The organism is Mesorhizobium sp. M1142 (genome assembly GCF_040318565.1).
In the GTDB taxonomy this organism is placed as follows: domain Bacteria; phylum Pseudomonadota; class Alphaproteobacteria; order Rhizobiales; family Rhizobiaceae; genus Mesorhizobium.
On sequence record NZ_JAMYMK010000008.1, the window covers coordinates 160,523 to 177,621 of the forward strand.

Annotated in this window: 15 protein-coding genes, 1 tRNA gene and 1 pseudogene; 6 read left to right on the plus strand and 11 right to left on the minus strand. The window is 61.2% G+C overall.

Features of this window, described 5'->3' with window-relative positions; genetic code table 11:
- Positions 1-67: 67 nt before the first annotated feature.
- Positions 68-1,015 carry a S1C family serine protease gene (locus NKH42_RS15680; protein ID WP_352506773.1) on the minus strand — a complete coding sequence of 316 codons (948 nt, stop codon included), beginning with the start codon at positions 1,013-1,015 and terminating at the stop codon, positions 68-70.
- A 168-nt stretch (positions 1,016-1,183) separates the two neighbouring features.
- Here NKH42_RS15680 and NKH42_RS15685 point away from each other — a divergent pair, with 168 nt between their 5' ends.
- Both NKH42_RS15685 and NKH42_RS15690 read left to right on the plus strand, forming a co-directional pair.
- Complete coding sequence (locus NKH42_RS15685; protein ID WP_352506774.1) at positions 1,184-2,053, plus strand: S1C family serine protease; 870 nt, start codon at positions 1,184-1,186, stop codon at positions 2,051-2,053.
- A 7-nt stretch (positions 2,054-2,060) separates the two neighbouring features.
- Positions 2,061-2,696 carry a helix-turn-helix transcriptional regulator gene (locus NKH42_RS15690; RefSeq protein WP_352506775.1) on the plus strand — a complete coding sequence of 212 codons (636 nt, stop codon included), beginning with the start codon at positions 2,061-2,063 and terminating at the stop codon, positions 2,694-2,696.
- Between the two features lie 6 nt (positions 2,697-2,702).
- Here the strand turns inward: NKH42_RS15690 and NKH42_RS15695 are convergent, their stop codons facing one another.
- Positions 2,703-3,092 carry a type II toxin-antitoxin system VapC family toxin gene (locus NKH42_RS15695; protein WP_352506776.1) on the minus strand — a complete coding sequence of 130 codons (390 nt, stop codon included), beginning with the start codon at positions 3,090-3,092 and terminating at the stop codon, positions 2,703-2,705.
- Positions 3,089-3,355, minus strand: coding sequence for a type II toxin-antitoxin system VapB family antitoxin (locus NKH42_RS15700; RefSeq protein WP_352506777.1), 267 nt, complete (start codon positions 3,353-3,355; stop codon positions 3,089-3,091). Before NKH42_RS15700 ends, NKH42_RS15695 begins: the two co-directional genes overlap by 4 nt.
- Before the next feature lie 189 nt (positions 3,356-3,544).
- Between NKH42_RS15700 and NKH42_RS15705 the strand changes: the two genes are divergently transcribed.
- Positions 3,545-4,411, plus strand: a complete 867-nt coding sequence (locus tag NKH42_RS15705) for an SDR family oxidoreductase (protein WP_352506778.1) — start codon at positions 3,545-3,547, stop codon at positions 4,409-4,411.
- Between the two features lie 52 nt (positions 4,412-4,463).
- Here NKH42_RS15705 and NKH42_RS15710 read toward each other — a convergent pair whose 3' ends face one another.
- Together NKH42_RS15710 and NKH42_RS15715 are read right to left on the minus strand one after the other, a co-directional pair.
- On the minus strand, positions 4,464-4,979 hold the full coding sequence (locus tag NKH42_RS15710; protein ID WP_254820365.1) for a TIGR00645 family protein: 516 nt from the start codon (positions 4,977-4,979) through the stop codon (positions 4,464-4,466).
- Positions 4,980-5,215: 236 nt separating this feature from the next.
- Positions 5,216-7,444 (minus strand): OmpA family protein, encoded by a 2,229-nt coding sequence (locus NKH42_RS15715; RefSeq protein WP_352704279.1) that lies wholly within the window; start codon positions 7,442-7,444, stop codon positions 5,216-5,218.
- A gap of 210 nt (positions 7,445-7,654) precedes the next feature.
- On the opposite strand from NKH42_RS15715, the gene NKH42_RS15720 reads away from it, so the two are divergent.
- Positions 7,655-8,101, plus strand: a complete 447-nt coding sequence (locus NKH42_RS15720; RefSeq protein ID WP_254820372.1) for a YcgN family cysteine cluster protein — start codon at positions 7,655-7,657, stop codon at positions 8,099-8,101.
- A 244-nt stretch (positions 8,102-8,345) separates the two neighbouring features.
- Entirely contained in the window at positions 8,346-8,705 is a 360-nt protein-coding gene (locus NKH42_RS15725; RefSeq protein ID WP_023678277.1) for a hypothetical protein, read from the plus strand.
- Between the two features lie 129 nt (positions 8,706-8,834).
- Here the strand turns inward: NKH42_RS15725 and NKH42_RS15730 are convergent, their stop codons facing one another.
- On the minus strand, positions 8,835-9,545 hold the full coding sequence (locus NKH42_RS15730) for an SIMPL domain-containing protein (RefSeq protein ID WP_352506781.1): 711 nt from the start codon (positions 9,543-9,545) through the stop codon (positions 8,835-8,837).
- A 180-nt stretch (positions 9,546-9,725) separates the two neighbouring features.
- Here NKH42_RS15730 and NKH42_RS15735 point away from each other — a divergent pair.
- A tRNA-Ile gene (locus NKH42_RS15735) sits at positions 9,726-9,801 on the plus strand.
- Positions 9,802-9,822: 21 nt separating this feature from the next.
- On the opposite strand, the gene NKH42_RS15740 is transcribed toward NKH42_RS15735, so the two are convergent.
- From NKH42_RS15740 to NKH42_RS15760, 5 genes and pseudogenes are all read right to left on the minus strand, one after another.
- Positions 9,823-11,040, minus strand: a complete 1,218-nt coding sequence (locus NKH42_RS15740) for a tyrosine-type recombinase/integrase (protein ID WP_352457555.1) — start codon at positions 11,038-11,040, stop codon at positions 9,823-9,825.
- A 656-nt stretch (positions 11,041-11,696) separates the two neighbouring features.
- Positions 11,697-13,010: an HlyD family type I secretion periplasmic adaptor subunit gene (locus NKH42_RS15745; protein ID WP_352704239.1), complete on the minus strand. Its 1,314-nt coding sequence runs from the start codon at positions 13,008-13,010 to the stop codon at positions 11,697-11,699.
- Entirely contained in the window at positions 12,985-14,754 is a 1,770-nt protein-coding gene (locus NKH42_RS15750) for a type I secretion system permease/ATPase (RefSeq protein WP_352450798.1), read from the minus strand. The genes NKH42_RS15745 and NKH42_RS15750 overlap by 26 nt, the downstream gene beginning before the upstream one ends.
- Positions 14,755-15,149: 395 nt before the next feature.
- Positions 15,150-15,941 (minus strand): calcium-binding protein, encoded by a 792-nt coding sequence (locus tag NKH42_RS15755; protein ID WP_352483785.1) that lies wholly within the window; start codon positions 15,939-15,941, stop codon positions 15,150-15,152.
- A gap of 891 nt (positions 15,942-16,832) precedes the next feature.
- Positions 16,833-17,095 (minus strand): annotated as a pseudogene (locus NKH42_RS15760) (hypothetical protein); the annotation flags it as partial.
- Between the last annotated feature and the right edge of the window lie 4 nt (positions 17,096-17,099).

The window sequence follows — 17,099 nt, forward strand, 5'->3', positions numbered from 1 at the left end:
GTTGTCCGAAAAACCGGTTCCCACTTTTTGCTGCGCTGACCTTCGGTTCGGGATCAAGGTCGAGCACTCAGCTTCGCGCCACTGGCATCACCGTGACCTGAGTAATGCCGGAGCGGCGCACCACCGTGCACAGCGTCTCGTGGCCGATGCGCTCGGCGTCGAGCATGCGCACCAGATCGTCGACACCGGTGACCGGGCGGCCGTCGATGGCGGCAATGATGTCGCCTTCCCTGAGGCCGGCCTTGTCCGACGGGCTGTTCTTTTCGACGGTGCGCAGGCGCACCGCCGTGCGGCTCGATACTTGCGACAAAAGGGCTGCGCGGCGCGGCAGGTTGGTGGTGTCGGCTGAAACGCCGATGAAGGCACGGCGCACGCGGCCGAAGCGGATGATTTCCGAGATGACGAAATTGGCCGTGTTGGAGGCAACCGCGAAGGCGATGCCTTGCGCACCATGGATCATCGCGGTGTTAACGCCTATCACCTCGCCGGCCGAGGACACCAGTGGTCCGCCGGAATTGCCGGGGTTGAGCGCGGCGTCGGTCTGGATGACGTCGTCGATCAGCCGGCCGGTGGAGGCACGCATCGAGCGGCCGAGTGCCGAGACGACGCCAGTGGTGACGGTCCATTCGAAGCCGAGCGGGTTGCCGATGGCAATTGCAATCTGGCCGCGCCTCAAACGCTTGGAATCGCCGAGCGGCGCAACGTCGGCAAAGTCACCGTCGGCGCGCACCAGCGCAATGTCGGTGTCGGGGTCGCGGCCGAGCACGCGGCCTTCCCTGGAAGCGCCGTCCGGCATTGATACGCGCACGCTGCGCGCATCGCCGACGACGTGGAAGTTGGTGACGACCAGCCCGTCCGGCGCGATGACGAAGCCGGAACCATGGCCGCCCGGGCCACCGATGCGCTCGATGCGGCAGACGGCGGGCCCGATGCGGTCGACGGCATCGGCGACCGTCGCCGAATAGGCATCGAGAAGGGCATCGTCATATTGCAATTGCTGAGCGGGCAGGGCCACCTGAGGACTCCGTTTGGAACAAGATGAACAATGCCTATATGTGCGGAGCAGCCGGACCGGCCGCGACCTGACCAGATGGCCAGTCAAATGCTCAACTAGCCGTCAGGCGAGTATCCGCCAACCCCCGCCGGGCGATATCTGGGTCACGAAGAACCCAGGAGACAAATCATGAGCGATTTCAATCTGAGCATGTTATCCGACGCCATTGCCGACATCGCGGCAGCTGCGGCACCAGCGACGGCCAGCTTCGCGACGCACCAGCGGACGTCAACTGCTTTCCACTGGCGGGACGGCTATTTCGTCACTGCCGAGGAGGCGGTCGAGGCCGGCGAGGAGATCGAGCTGACGTTTTCTTCGGGCCAAGCCGTCAAGGCCGAACTGGTCGGCCGCGACCCGTCCACCGGCACGGCCGTTTTGAAACCGGCCGGCGCGCCGAGCGCCCCGTCATTGGTAAAGGCGGAGGCGGTGCGGCCGGGCAATCTGGCAATCATCGCGGGCAATAGTGACGGTACGTCACTCGCCACCTGCGGCACGGTCGGCGAGGTCGGTCCGGCCTGGCGCTCGATGCGGGGCGGCACGATCGACCGGCGCATCAACCTTGCCGTCAATGCCGGCGGCCGTTTCGAGGGCGGCCCTGTGCTCGACGCCAAGGGCGGACTGATCGGCATGCTGCTGTTCGGGCCACGCCGGCGGGCACTGGTCATGCCTTACGAAACGATCGAACGGGCAGTCACGACACTGCGCGAGAAGGGTCATGTGGCGCGCGGCTATCTTGGCGCCGGCCTGCATCCGGTCCGCAATGGTGATACACAGGGCGCCATGGTGATGAGCCTGGACGATAACGGCCCGGCGAAAGCAGCCGGTCTCAGCCTCGGCGACATCATCGTGTCGTGGAACGCAGAGGCGGTGCATGGCCCGCGCGAGCTGATCCGCAAGCTCGGGCCAGACAGTGCCGGTGCCCTGGTGACACTCGGCGTGGTGCGCGGCGGCGAGAATCGTGAGGTTTCCCTGACCATCGGTGAAAAACCACTGAGCTGAGGGATAGATGGTAAGCGGTGAGGTCGCTGGCAGACGGCTGACGGTGCTGATCGCGCTCGCTGACGCCGAGCGCGCACGAAGTCTGTCCGCGGCTCTCGCCGCGACCGATGATCTGCGGCCGGTTCTGGCGGGCGATGTCGACGGGCACGGGGCGGCGGATGTCGCCATCGTCGATGACCATGGAGTACAAGGCGGTCTCTTCGACGCGGCTATGCCTCGCGTGCTGCTATTATCGCGAGCGGCCCGTGAACGGCCGGCCGATACAGTGTTTGCCGTGCTGCCGGTGCAAGCGGACGAGTTGCTGATCGCCGCCGCCGCGCGGCTGGCGGCGGCGGGCTACCGGATTTCGCGCGACAGCCATGCTCTATCCGATCTGCATCACGATTTGACCTTCCACGACAGCGGCCGGTTCGAGGAAGAACCAACTGACGAGCATATCGTCCGGCCGACGCTTTCGCCGCGCGAAAGCGAGGTGCTGGCGCTGCTGGCCGAAGGCGCGCCCAACAAGGTTATCGCGCGACGACTGGACATCTCCGTGCACACGGCGAAGTTCCACGTCGCGGCTATCTTGACCAAGCTCGGTGCCGTCAACCGCACCGATGCGATCGCCATCGCCATGCGGCAAGGCTTGGTGCTGGTCTAACGTGGATCAAAGGGCCGGTTCGATGTCGGTCAGCCGGAAGTCGTCACCCTTGAACAGCAATGGCATGGCTTCGAGACGGGCCGTAGCATAAGCAATGCAGTCGCCGAAGTTCAGAGCGGCAGGATGCCGGCCTTTGCCGTAGCGCAGGAAAGCCTGACGGGCGACAGCGGCGTGGTCGGCCGTGAAGGGTATCGTTTCGATCGAGGCAGTGCGCAAAAAGGCTTCGAAACGATCGATAATCTGATCCTGCCAGCGACCGACAAGCACCATTGTCGTTTCGAGCAATGTCGGTGCCGCAAGCAAACGTCTTTCAGCCTGGGCGATTGCCAAAACGAATCGATCGTAGCCCGGTTCCGCGCGCAAGATGGCGACCAGCGCCGAGGAATCGATGATCATCGCGTCGGGATGCCCAGCTCATCGTAACCGAGAATTTCATCTTCGCTCATCGCGTCTTCGCGCTCCGGTATTCGTGCGGCCCGTTCGGCAATGGCCATCAGACGTTGAAAGAGATCACCGGTCTCCTCGCGGGGCACAAGCCGTTCGCGCGCAACTTCCCGCTCAAGGCTTTGACGGATGGCCTCCGTCACCGATACCCGGCGGCGGCGGGCGAGCTCACGCGCCAATTGCTCGACCTTGGTATTCTTGATAGACAAAGCCACTTATATATTCTTCCTGTTTAGGTAGAATATAACAATTTTGCTCGGCGATTCAACGCGTCTCACGAAATCCACAACCCTCCGTGGCGTCACACCGTTACGGCCGCAGGCCCTTGTATCCGTCGTTGGTGCGGGCAAGGATCGCAAAGAGAAAAGATAGCGGAAAAGAGCGTAGCACAAGGAGACGCAACGATGTCGCTCAAGGGAAAGACGCTATTCATCTCCGGCGGGTCGCGCGGCATCGGACTGGCGATTGCGTTGCGCGCGGCGCGCGACGGCGCCAACGTGACGATCGCGGCCAAGACCGCCGAGCCGCATCCGAAGCTGCCGGGGACGATCTACACGGCGGCGCAAGAGATCGAGCAGGCCGGCGGCAAGGGGCTGCCAGCGCCGTGCGACATCCGTGATGAAGCGCAGGTCGCCGAAGCCGTCGCCAAGACCGTGGAGAGGTTCGGCGGCATCGATATTTGTATCAACAATGCCAGCGCCATCCAACTCACCGGCACGCTGGAGACCGACATGAAACGCTACGACCTGATGCACCAGATCAATACGCGCGGCACTTTTCTCGTCTCCAAAATGTGCATTCCATACTTAAGGTTGGCGGAAAATCCTCACATTTTGAATCTGGCACCGCCGCTCGACATGAAGGCCAAATGGTTCAAGAACCATGTCGCCTACACGATGGCGAAGTTCGGCATGTCGATGTGCACGCTGGGCATGAGCGCCGAGTTCGCCAGGGATGGCATCGCGGTCAATTCGCTATGGCCGATCTCTACCATCGACACGGCGGCGGTGCGCAACCTCTTGGGCGGAGCGACGGTGGCAGCGATGAGCCGTTCGCCCGACATCATGGCCGATGCGGCATACGCCATCCTGGTCAGGCCGTCGCGCGAGGCGACCGGCAATTTCTACATCGACGAAGAAGTGCTGCGTGCCGAGGGCGTCAGCGATTTCTCGACCTATGCGCCGGGCGCGACAGGCCCGCTCGCCGGCGACTTTTTTGTGCCGGACGAGGTGTTCGGGCGGACTGATACCAAAATCAAAGCTATCTACTGACGGAAGTATCTACCTACAGAAGTATCCTCAAAAGACCGGCACAGACGCATGCTCACTCCCCGGCTTTCTTGGCTTTGCCCAGGCCCATCAGCCGGTCGATATAAGCAAGCATGAATGCCGAGGCGACGAAGGCCAGATGAATGATGGTCAGCCACATCAGCTGGTCGGTCGTGTAGGAGACCGAGTTCAGGAACACCTGCAAGAGGTGGATCGAGGAGATCGCTACGATTGTCGAGGCGACCTTGACCTTCAGCGAGCCGACATCGATCGTGCCCAGCCAATGCACCTTGCCGTCATTTTCATCGAAGCGGCTGACGAAGTTTTCGTAGCCCGAGATGATCACCATCACCACCAGTGAGGCGACCAGCGCGGCATCGATGAGGCCGAGCATTTTCAGGATGGTGTCGGTGTCATCGAGCGTGAAGGCGACAGGAACGAACTCGAACAGCTTCTTGCCGAAGGACACGGCATAGATGGCAAGTGCCGCGCCCAGTCCGAGATAGAAGGCGACCAGCAGCCAGCGCGAGGCGAGAATGATCGATTCGATGGCAAGTTCGATGCGCTTCATGTGACGGTTCCGGGCTTCTTTGCGGAGCGCCGTATTTCGGGCAGGCTGCGGCGGTTTGCAAGGTCCTAAAAAAACGAAACCCCGCCGGGAGGGGACCGGCGGGGCTCGCGTGTCCCGCTGGAGTCGGGACAGGGCAGGGAAGCCATGTCCAGAATTTGGGATTGGTAGCCGCGCGTTTCAAGATTGATGACCGCGCGACTCAATGGTTGATCGAATCGCGCGGTTCACATTGCGGTTTATTGGGCGCTGGCCACCGGCGCCACCAGGGGGGTAATCCGGCGGATGGCGACGCGCCGGTTCTCGCGATTGGGTCCCGACGTGTTGACCTTGAGATACTCCTCGCCATAACCCTGCGTCGTCAGGTTCTCCGGCGGGATGCCAAAGGCATTGGTCAGAGCTTCGGCGACCGCCTCGGCGCGGCGGTCGGACAGAGCGAGGTTCGCCTCCGGCGTGCCGACTGCATCGGTATGGCCTTCGATCAGGAAGGTCTCGGCCGGGTTTTTCTTCAGCAGCTTCTCCATGGCGTTGGCAACACCCTCCAGCTTCTGGACCTCGGTGTCGGAAATCGAAGCCGAACCGAACTCGAAGTTGAGCGTATCGAGGTCGATCCGGCGGGCGATGTCACGCACTCGGGCCGAGCGCTTGACCTCGTCGACCGAATAGAGGCGCTGGACCCTCTCCACCGGCGGCCGTTCGAGGAAGGTGTAATAGTCGTCCGGATCCTCGACCTCTTCGGAATCCAAAATGTACTCCTCTTGCGGAATGGTAAGGCGCATCGGCGGCAGGTCGTCGCCCGGGTCGCGCCAGTCTGCATCATCGTCATAGTAGCGCTCGTCGACATAGCTCAGCACATATTCGCGCCCGTCAGGCGCGATGCGTGAACGCTGGATGACGTCGCCGTAGCGGTTGCGGATAGTGACGATCCGGACACCATTGTCACGCTCGACGATTTCCCGGGTGCGATCGCCCGACAGGTCCTCATAATAGACATTCCTGGCGCCGCGGTGCATGCGCGGGGCATCGCTGCTTTCCACGAAGGTCTGGTTGTTGAACTGCAGGATGACGCGGTCGCCGAATTCCCTGACGACGTTGGCGCCCTGCGGGCGCGGACGGCGGCGAACATCCTCGATGTCGGGCGCACGCTCGACGCGCTTGCCTTTTTCCTCGGTCACCGGAACGATCTTTTCAGGCTTGATCTCCTGCTGGGCTGCCTTGTCGTCGGTAGGTGGCGGTCCCTCCTCGATCGGAGCAGGCTTCGGGGCTTCCACCTGGTTCTCGCCCTGCTGGGCTGGCTGGTTGCCCTGCTGCTTACCGGCATTTTGGCCGCGCTCCTTGCCGCCCTTGCGCTTGCGCAAGACATCCTTCTGGCTGTCCAGTATGGGCGCCTCGTTCGGGTTGGCGGCGGCTTCGCCCTGAGCAGGGAGCCCACCCTCGGCGGGTGCTGCCTGTTCGCCCGTCGTCGTGGGCTGCTCACCGGTTGCGGGCTGCTGTTCGCCGGTCACCGGCTCTTCCACAACGGGCTTCTTGCCACGCTTTTTCGCCTGGTTCTCGGGCTGTTCGCCTTGAGCAGGAGCCGCTTGCTTCTCGGTTGGAAGTGGCTCGGCCTGTGGGAGAGGCTCACCGGCGGGGCGTTCCTTCTTGCGCGGCGCCTGTTCGGCCGGTGCCGCCTCGATCTGCTGGTCTTGCTTGTTCTTCCTCTTGCGCGGATTGACTTGCTCGTTGTTGTCGTTCGCGGGTGCAGCCTGCTCGGCCGGCTGTTCGGCAGGCGCGGCCTCCTGCTGTTGCTGGTCGCGCTTCTTTCTCCTCGGCTTGAGCTGCTGCTGATCGTCGTTCGCGGGTGCAGCTTGCTCGGCCGGCTGTTCGGCAGGCGCGGCCTCCTGCTGCTGCTGGTCGCGCTTCTTCCTGCGCGGTTTGAGTTGCTGCTGATCGTCGTTAGCAGGCGCGGCCTGCTGGTCAGCCGGAGCGGCTTCGATCTGCTGCTGGTCGCGCTTCTTCCTGCGCGGTTTGAGTTGCTGCTGATCGTCGTTAGCAGGCGCGGTCTGCTGGTCAGCCGGAGCGGCTTCGATCTGCTGCTGCCTCTTCTTCCTTCGTTGATTTCCTTGCTGCTCTTCGCCGGAAGGCGCGAGCTGTTCAGCAGGCGCGGATTCACTCTGTTTTTGCTGCTCGCGCTTGTTCCTGCGCGGCTTCTGCTCGGGCTCGCCCGATTGTTCGGCGGGCGCCGCTTCGGATTGTTTTTGCCGGTCGCGCCTCTTGCCGGGCTTCTGTTCCGGCTCCGACTTTCCGCCTTGAGCGCAAGCTTCGGCCGATTCGCCCTCGGCACAATTCGACTGCGCCGGGATAAACATTGCGCTGTTCCGGGCGGGGCCGAATGCAGCATTGCCTTGCAGCGGGAACGCGCCTAACGGCGCGGACGCCATCAACAGGCCAAGCGCCGTGCCTGCCAGAATCCGTGGTTGGCGTTTCATCATAAACACTCCTTGTGGCGTCCCATCCGTGCCCAAACTTTCAGCAACCATGTTTGGTTCCTGTTTGTAGGTCTTAGCGGTGGTACAGGGCGATTGACCGGCGTTTTGAAGGCGACTTCGTGTCATTCGTATGTTCCTGGCGTATCGTTCGGACGAGGCGCAAGTGTTGCCGTGCTTGACCTTGAGGCGTCCGAGGGCCACATGCCGACAATGGACAAGCCGTTCTGGAAGACCAAGACGCTCGAGGCGATGACCCCGGCCGAGTGGGAATCACTCTGCGACGGCTGCGGCAAATGCTGCCTGTCCAAACTCGAAGACGAGGACACCGGAGAAATCTACTGGACCAGCGTCGGCTGCCGGCTGTTCGACGCTGGAAGCTGCCGCTGTTCCGACTATGCCAACCGGCTGGCGCGTGTTCCGGATTGTGTCGGGCTGACGCCGCAGAATGTGCGCACCATCAGCTGGCTGCCCAAGACTTGCGCTTACCGGCTGGTCGCCGAGGGCCGCGATCTCTATTGGTGGCACAGGCTGGTGTCTGGAAGCGACGAGACCGTGCACGAGGCAGGCATCTCGATGCGCGGCCGAGTCAGCGCCAGCGAGACCGACCTTGCCGAGCCGGACGACTATTTCGACCATATTCTCGCGGACGAGCCTTAGGATTTTATCGCAAAATCGAGAATCCGGAATCGACGGCAAAACGGACGTTGTCCATCCACCATGCTATCCACCCTATGTAGCACCGCCGTCCATAGCACCGCCTTCAGAAGCGAGAGACTATCCCGGTTCTGCCTCATGAACTGGAGATGAATGGCCGGTTCGCAAAAAATTCAGACAGGCGGGTGCATTCTCCTCCCATCGGTTCGACGAAACGGGTGGAAACCCTCAACAAGGAGAGAAGACAATGTTCAACACCATCAAGACGGCGGCTCTTTCGGCTCTTGTCGGCCTTGGCACGCTTGCTGCCATCCCCGCTCATGCTGACAGCATCTATCTCGGCTTCGGCAACAACCAAGATCCGCGCGTCGGCGTCTATACCGGCGACGAAGATGATGGTTACTATCGCGAACATCGCCGTCATGGCGGCTGGCGCCGGTCCTGTTCGCCGGAGCGTGCCATCGACAAGGCCGAACGCATGGGCCTGCACCGCGCCCGCATCATCGACATCAACCGCCGCACGGTCAAGGTCGCCGGCCGCCAGTATGGCGACCGTGTCGTGATCGTATTTGCCAACGAGCGCGGCTGTCCGATCATCTATCGCTAAGGTCTTCGGGCCTGCGGCCGGTTGACTTGCAGCCGGTCGAGTAGCGGAGCCCTTTCCGCCAGGACGGAAAGCGCGGCTCAAAAACCCCGGAGGATCGATCCTCCGGGGTTTTGCATGTGCAAGCGATGATCATTTCAATTCGAAAGTCACCGTCACCTGTGCGGTATAGGAATTCTCGCCGGCTTGCACCGGGACCGACGCGCCAGCGGCATCGAATGCCTTGGCGTTGATCGGCATCGGCGGTGGTGCGAAATTCTGGTCGGTGATTTCCAGGACCCGGCCGATGCCGACGCCGGCCGCTTCGGCCAGCGTCTTGGCCTTGGCCATGGCATTGGCGACGGCCTTCTTGCGCGCCTCGGTGACGGCTGCCGCCGGATCGTCATTGGAGAAGGAGATGCCGCCGCCCTGGTTGACGCCGAGCGACACCGCCTTGTCGAGAATGTCGCCGGTCTTGTCGATGTCGCGGATGCGCACCGACAGCGTGTTGGTCACCTGATAGGCGACAAGCTCGGCCTCCTGGCTGCCGTCGGGCTTGTTGGTGTAGTTATAGCGCGGGTTGATCTGGATGCCCGCGGTCTGCAGGTCGCGCTCCTTGATGCCGGATGATTTCATTGCAGCGATCACCGCGGCCATGGCGTCGTTATTGGCATCGAGCGCTGCACGTGCCGTCTTGGCTTCGCGCATGACGCTGAGCGTCAGCAGAGCCAGATCGGGTGCTATCGCCGCCTCGCCTTCACCGGTGACGACGATACGCGGCGGCGGTGGTGAATCGGCGGCGGCCGCGATCGCCGGAAATGCGACTGCGGCGGCAATCGCCAGGGGCAAAATACGTCTGGTCATAAAATCTCCTCGATCTGCGATCCCAAGACAGCCGAGTAGGCGGTGTCCAATGGGCGACGTGCAATAGGTTATCAATATGGGCTGATTTGGGCGATCTCTGCCAGCTCCTTGGAACGCCTGCTCGGAAAGCCCTCGGAAAGCCTTGTGCGGTTCAGGGAAAAACACTAATCCAGCGCCGTGGGGCCTGTAGCTCAATGGTTAGAGCCGGCGGCTCATAACCGCTTGGTTGGGGGTTCGAGTCCCTCCGGGCCCACCATTGGCTTTTGTGGCCGTTGATTTAATTGGATTTTTTGGCCATTTTTGTCCCACCTCTTTCAACCCCCTCAGAAAGTGGGACAATTTTGTTCTCTTTTCGATCGATAACCAGCAGGTATTTCGCCGCTCTCGCTACCTTCCGGCGACGCGCTTTCTTGATGTAGTGGTCGGGCTGCTGGTACGTAGTCCACCCATATATCGCCTTCAGCTGCTCGTGCGTCGCGCCGTTCTCAGCGGCGATCGTCGCGCCGGCCTTGCGAATTCCATGAGCACTGCAGTGCGGCAGCTCAGCTTGATCACACCACTGGCGCATCTTGTTGCCCAGACCGTTCTCCGAGAACGGGCGACCATACTCATTGACCAGGAAGGTCATCTGGTCGGAGGGCGTGTGCTCAAGTTCCGCCTCTAGTTCGGGCAGAAGCGGGAGCTCCACCAACACCGCATCCTTGTTACGACTGGTCTTCCCAGGCTTAATTCTGATCCACTTCTCCCACTGCTCGGTCTCCTCGTTGTAGACGAGCGTGATGTGCTGTCGACCGAAGATCGCGACGTCGGACAACCGCAGGCCAGTAAACATGAAGATCGAGAGCGCACGTCTGGCTGCGGTACCCAGCGGATGCCGCTTCTCATATTGAACGATCTCCGACACGTCCCATGGGTGCCAGCCGTCGCCGCTCTTTAGCCGTCTGATGCCGCGGGCGGGATTGGAGTCGACGCCCGGAATCTCTGTGTCCTTTGCCCACTCAAACATCGCGCTGATGGCTTTTACGATATTGTTTGCCGCGCCAAGGGCGTCGAGCCTGGTGTCCCTGATCTCCTTAACATGAGACCGTTTCATACCGGCGAATGGCAGAGATCCCTTGGTGGGATACTGAGGATCCGGGTCACCTTCGAGGGGATGAGGTAATTCGCATACGCGCTCCAGAATTGCTCGTCGGCGCGCCATAGTGTCTTGGGTGATTTCCGTGCCGCCCCGACGGTAATACTCCTGGCAAAGCCACAGCAACGTGCCTTTCTTCGCTGGCTCGGAAGGCTTGGGGAGGCGCCGGCAAATCTCGGGAAGAGTGCCGGGCCGAACATAAGTGACCTCGGCGCGCGCGCACCGCAGTTCCTCGAGGAACTCGTCGCTGCCGGTCGGTTCACGGAGCCGGACCTTCTTCCGACCCGGTGCGCGAAAATAGTACCGATCATTGCCGTGGCGATCAGTGTCCTTCACTACGCCCTTAAGATCGATTTTCACGGGCTCATCCGTCATGTTCGTGGTTTTCGATCCCAAGGATTGTCTAGTGGCGGCGAATCTTCGTCAAGCTTTGGTGCTCCTCCGATTTGGCGGTGAGGGAGCTTTCGAAAGGCCAATACAAGTTCCTCGACGTCCCAAACAATGCGCCCCTTGCTCGGCATTCGTGGCTGGGGCATCCGGCCGTCCTGGACCATTTCATCAAAGGTCGTTGAGCTTACGCCGATGAACGTCGCAGCCTGCTCGCGATTGATTCCTACCGGCGGGAGCGAGGGCGGCAAGACGCTCGGGGTGCGTAGCATCGGTTTAGCGCGTTGAAAGCGCGTTTTTGACGCCTGCCAGTCTTCCTATGTACCTGTCCGAATATTGCAGACGCTCAATCATGTCCTAGCCCTGTGCTTGCAGGCTCACCCTAGGTCTCCAGACCTCAGGATCGCTCAAGACACCGGACTCTTTTCCAGCCTTTGTGTACGATGATGGGTATCTTAATGCGCTCGAGGCCAAGAACTGAATGGTCGGCGACTTGGAAGGGCAAAATGACCGTGGAACCACGAATCTGAGTCAGAGGCGGAATCATGGCTGTGGTTTCAGACGGTTATGACTCTCATGCATGCGTAACAACCAACAAGAATACCAACAAAATGTTTCTGTGGTTACTTTCATTCCTCATGGAATGCGCGACTGATTTGGTCCGACAGCGGCTTCACAAAATAAGAAAGCGCCGTACGCTCGCCCGTCTGGATCATCGCTTCGGCCGGCATGCCGGGCACGAGCGTCAGGTCCTTGAGCTTCGTCAGTTCCGCATGCGGAACCGACAGACGCACCAGGTAATACGAAACGCCGTTTTTTTCGTCCGTCGCCAGATCGGCTGCGATCCGGCTGACATATCCGTTCAATACCGGCGTGGTCCTCAGATTGAAGGCTGACATCCGCAGCACGGCCTTGTGACCAAGCTGGATTTGGTCGATGTCCTTCGGGGCGATTCGTGCTTCAAGCGCAAGATCGTCGCCTTCCGGCACGATTAGCATAATCGGATCGGCGGGCGTGATCACTCCTCCGACCGTATGAACTGCGAGTTGTTGAATGGCGCCTGACTGCGGCGCGACAATATCGATCCGTCGCAGTTCCTGTTCAGCCGCCACCTTGCGCTCAACATACTCCCCAACCTGCGCCTGAACCTCTCTGAGCTCCTGGCCGACTTCCGTCTTGAAATCCGGATCGATCTGCAGGATCTGCAGGCGCGTTTCGGCTATGCGGGCTGCCGTCTGTGCCTGATGTGCAATCTTCTCACCGCGTTCGCCGCCGAAAGTGGCAACCTGCGTCTTCAGACTGTTCAAGCGTTGGTCCGAGACAATGCCTTGGTCGCGCAGCCCACTCAGGGCAGCAATTTCCTTTTGGAGGATCTCGGTGCTTTTCTCACAAGCGATTGCCTGCGCCTTGAGCCCCTCGATCTCGTGCTCATATTGAGTGATGCGTTCCGCTAGCTGCGCCTGCCTTCCGTCGCGGGATTGTCTGCGGAATTCGAACAGCCGCGTCTCGCCATGTACTGCCGAAGCTACGTCCGGAACATCTCTGCGGGCGAGCAGCCAGTCCGGGAAGGCGATCTCCGCCAGATCGTCACGCTCAGCTTCGAGTCGTGCCAGGTTGGCGGCCAGCTCATCGAGCCGCTTGGTGACTACAGCGAGAGTGGCGCGCGTCTGGGTGGCGTCGAGCCGCATGAGGATGTCGCCGGCTTTTACTTTATCACCTTCGCTCACCAGGATTTCTCCCACCACCCCGCCGGTCGGGTGCTGCACCTTCTTCACATAGGAATCGACGACAAAGTGTCCGGACGCGACAACCGCGCCGGAGAGATTCGTGAAGGCCGCCCAGGCTCCGGCTCCTCCCACAAAGATCACGCTCGCCAGCAGGCCCGCCACCAGGTGCCGGCGAATGGACCTGGAAACGTCATTGTTCTGATGAATGCCGGACACCGGGATCCTCCATGTCAGCGCGCTCGTTATCCTGTGTAGACTCGATGGCCTTGACCCCAGCGCCTGATGCCATCGCTGCCCCCTTAAGGACTTTGGAAAGCGCCTCATCACGCGCACCGAATGCTCGCTGCCGTCCACCTTCCATCACCAACACCAAATCCACGGCGCGGATGGCGCTCGGCCGATGGGCAACGACAACCGCAATGCCCTTGCGCTCGCGCACGGAGGCGATCGCCTTGACAACCGCAGCCTCGCCTTCCGCATCGAGATTGGCATTGGGTTCATCCAGCACAACAAGGAAAGGGTCTCGATAAAGAGCACGGGCAAGACCGATACGCTGGCGCTGCCCGGCGGAAAGTGCCGATCCGGCCTCACCAATCGGAGTTTCGTAGCCGTGCTCAAATCGGAGGATCAGTTCGTGCGTGCCCGCTGCTTTCGCCGCGGTGACAATAGCCTCAGGGTCAGGATTATCTTCAAAACGAGCGATGTTTTCGGCAATGGTGCCGTCGAATAGTTCAACACCTTGCGGCAAATAGCCGATATGACGGCCTAGCGCTTCCCGGTCCCATTGATCGAGGCTTGCGCTGTCGATGCGAACCTTTCCGGCGACCGGCGCCCATGCGCCGACGATGGCGCGCGAGAGTGTCGACTTGCCCGAACCCGATGCACCGATGATCCCGAGTGCGCTTCCCGCCTGAACGGCAAACGCAAGGCCGGTCACGGTCGGCTTCCTTTCGCCGGGCGGAACGATTGTCACGCCTTCGAGGCGGAGTTCGCGTTCAGGTGCAGGCATTGGCATAACAGGAGCGGTTTCAGGAACCTTTCCCAAGAGGTCCTCCAGCCGCGCCCAACCCTGGCGCGCCATGAGGAAGGGTTTCCAGCTTGAAATGGCCAGATCGACCGGAGCCAGCGCACGCCCCATCGTGATCGAACTGGCAATCATGACCCCGGCCGTAGTCTCCTGCCTGATGACAAGGTACGCGCCGACGGCAAGAATGGCCGATTGCAGCAGCACGCGCAGCGACTTTGAAATGCCACCCAGCCCACCTGCCACGTCCCCGACTTTCCGGTTGGCGGCCAGATACTTGGCATTGGCCTTGTGCCATCGGGCAGCGATCCGCTTTGCGAGACCGAGAGCTTGCACGACCTCGGCATTGCGGCGCGCTGCTTCCAGTAGACCATTGCGTACCATGTTGTGGTCAATGGTATCGCGTATCGGCCCTTGCGAGAGAGTGTTGGTAAGGAGTGTCAGAGATGTGAGACCGATCGCCCCGATAAGTGCCGTCATGCCGATCCAGAAATGAAAGAGGAAGCAAATGCCAAGATAAAGCAGCATCCATGGCAGATCGAAGAACGCTGTCGGGCCGTTTCCACCTAAGAATCCGCGAACATTGTCGAGATCGCGTAGCGGCTGCAAGCCGTCGCCCGGCATGCGCGTTAAAAGCGGAAGGCGAACGATCGCATCGTGAACGCGTCCGGAAAACTGTTCATCGAAACGCTCGCCAATCCGCAGCAGCACGCGGGCGCGCAAAACGTCGAGCAGGCATTGGAACGCATAAAGCCCTGCAGCAAGCACGACGAGCCCCACTAGCGTCGATACGCTGCCACTTGCCAGAACGCGGTCGTAGACCTGAAGCATGAACAGCGGCGAGATCAGCGCAAGCACGTTGACCACGCCGCTGATCAACAGAATTCCCCAAATAGCGGAAGTCAGAGGGAAAGGTCTCAAAGCTGAATCCTTCAAGGAATGGTTACTCACGTAGGTCTCCGTGAGGATCTGGCGACCCAGCTCCCTATATTGCTCCCCGAGCGGCAACCGACTGCATCCGCTCGCTGATTCAGGATCAGTGCTCCCGCCGAATGTGTTTGGTTTGGCATCTAATGGAGCGGGTCAACAACAACACCGTCCGGCTGAAGGTTTGGAAGGGCAACGTCATCGTGGCCGGCCGCAAGGGCCCGAACAGGCTTCCGCCTCCACGCCTTCAGGGAGATTTCGGTGTACGACCAGCGCGACGTGCAGGGCTTCGTCAAGCTGTACACGCTGCGACTGCTCCCGGGCGCCCCGGCCCATCGCAAGTAGCGGAAACGGAAGCGCCCGCCCCCGGGGGGCGGGGCGCTGTTCCGTATGGGTTTTCTGGATCAAACGAAGGTGAAGTCCGACGCGGTCAGGCCTAGGTCGGCCACGGTGACCACACCGCCCAGGTGGACGAATTCATGCGCGTTGTTGTCGGCGGTGACATAGGCCAGAGTTGCGACTCTGTCGGTGTAGCTGCTTTGGTAGACAATGATGTCGCCGGCGTGCTCGCCGGAGATCGCACTCGCGGCTTCAGAAGCAGAGTTGAAAGATTCGCCAGTGATTACCACGACGTGTTCGCCGTTCGCACCTGAGGCCGCACCACTGTAGAAGCTGCTCACCGGGTAGCCGGACTGTATGCTGGCGTTGTTGACGAAGTTCGCGCCAAAACCGTCATTGTAGAGGCCCACCGCATCGAAGGCGAACTTGTCCTCCGCCGGGTTGAAATCGGTGATAGTGGTAATGTCCGACTTCGACCCGACAACCCCAGGCACCGGATTGTGGAACTGGAACACGAACGTGTCACTGTCGGTGCCCCCGGTCAGCGTGTCCTGGCCGTCACCCACGTAGAGGACATCCTGGCCGGGACCGCCGCTGAGCCTGTCATTGTCCTCACCGGAGACGCGCGGGTTGAAGCGGCCGTTGTCGCCGGAGAGATCGTCCCAGCCATCTCCGCCGAAGATGCGGTCGTTACCCTTGCCGCCGATGAGTCGGTCACTGTCCGGGCCACCCGAGATCTCGTCGTTGCCGCCACGACCGTCAATCCAGTCACCGCCCTGGAAACCCTCCATCCAATCGTCAAGCTCGGTGCCGATGAGTGTTTCGGCACCCGGGCCACCCTCGATAATCTTTGCCATCGAAAATACTCCTAATGATGCACCCTGCCTGACGCGTTCATATTGCTCATCGGATAATTAGAGAAATCGATTGCTTGGATAGACACACATTTACGAAATGGATGCATTCACGTTCACTTCGCCCTTCTGCTGAGCAGTTGCGGGCTCGCTGGCGGCGGGGACGCTGGTCGCCCAAGCAATCGATGAAGATTCGACACTCAAACCGGGACTAGGACGAACTTCGTAACGGGGCCGTCCTGGTTGGGCCCCAGACTTCTCTCTGTTTGCTCGACGCCGGCATACCCGCACCGTGAGCGCTGGACGAGGACAAGTTCCGCTGGCGGAGAACGGCGTGATCGGCTTGCCGCGCCGAAACTGATGGCGCTCGTCGAAGGCATGGACTGGACACGCGTTCGAGCCGAACGGCGACGGCGTCCGGCCGGAAGGCGGTGGCGAAGTGACTCAGGCGCAAAAGGCGGGCTTCAGGCCGTGCACAATAAGCTTCTGTCGGCGTCATGATGAGAAGCGCTTCGGCCCGTCCCCACGAAATCGATACGCTCAAGGCGATGTTCGTCGCCATGGCGGCGGAGAAGGCCGAACTGCAACAACTCCGGAGCGAAACACTCAAGGCCGAGATCGTCCGGATGGCGACACTCAACGAGCGTGCCCAGGTGAGGATCGCCGACCTTCATGGGATCGTCAAGCAGCTGGAGCGCGCCGCTTCGGTCGCAGCTCCGAGAAGCTCGAACGTGCCTAGCAGGCCTTCGCCTTCGAAATCCAGACCGGGCTCGGCGCGATTGAGTCCGAGCTCGAGGCCGCAAGACCGACAGGCGAGCCGCGACGTGCTGCGCGACCGCGCAAGGCGTTCCCGGCGCATCTGGAGCGGGTCGAGATCGTCATCCAGCCCGAGCCATGGGGGAAGAAGCGCTCCCGCAGCCAATCGTCCAGTCCGTCAAACGCGGTCGGCCGCACAGGCTTGCGAAACGGAACAGTCCCGCCCTCGCTTAGATACCGAGGCACCGTGTTGCGAGCGCACCCGAATTCGTTCGCCCGTCGGTTCCCCAGCCAAGCTCATGCAGCGGCAGCATCGCTGCCACCTCTTCAGGCTGAAGGATCTGCTCTCCCTGCATCGTTCTCGACAATGCAGGAATCGCCCAATCCCAATCGCCATCCATGCCT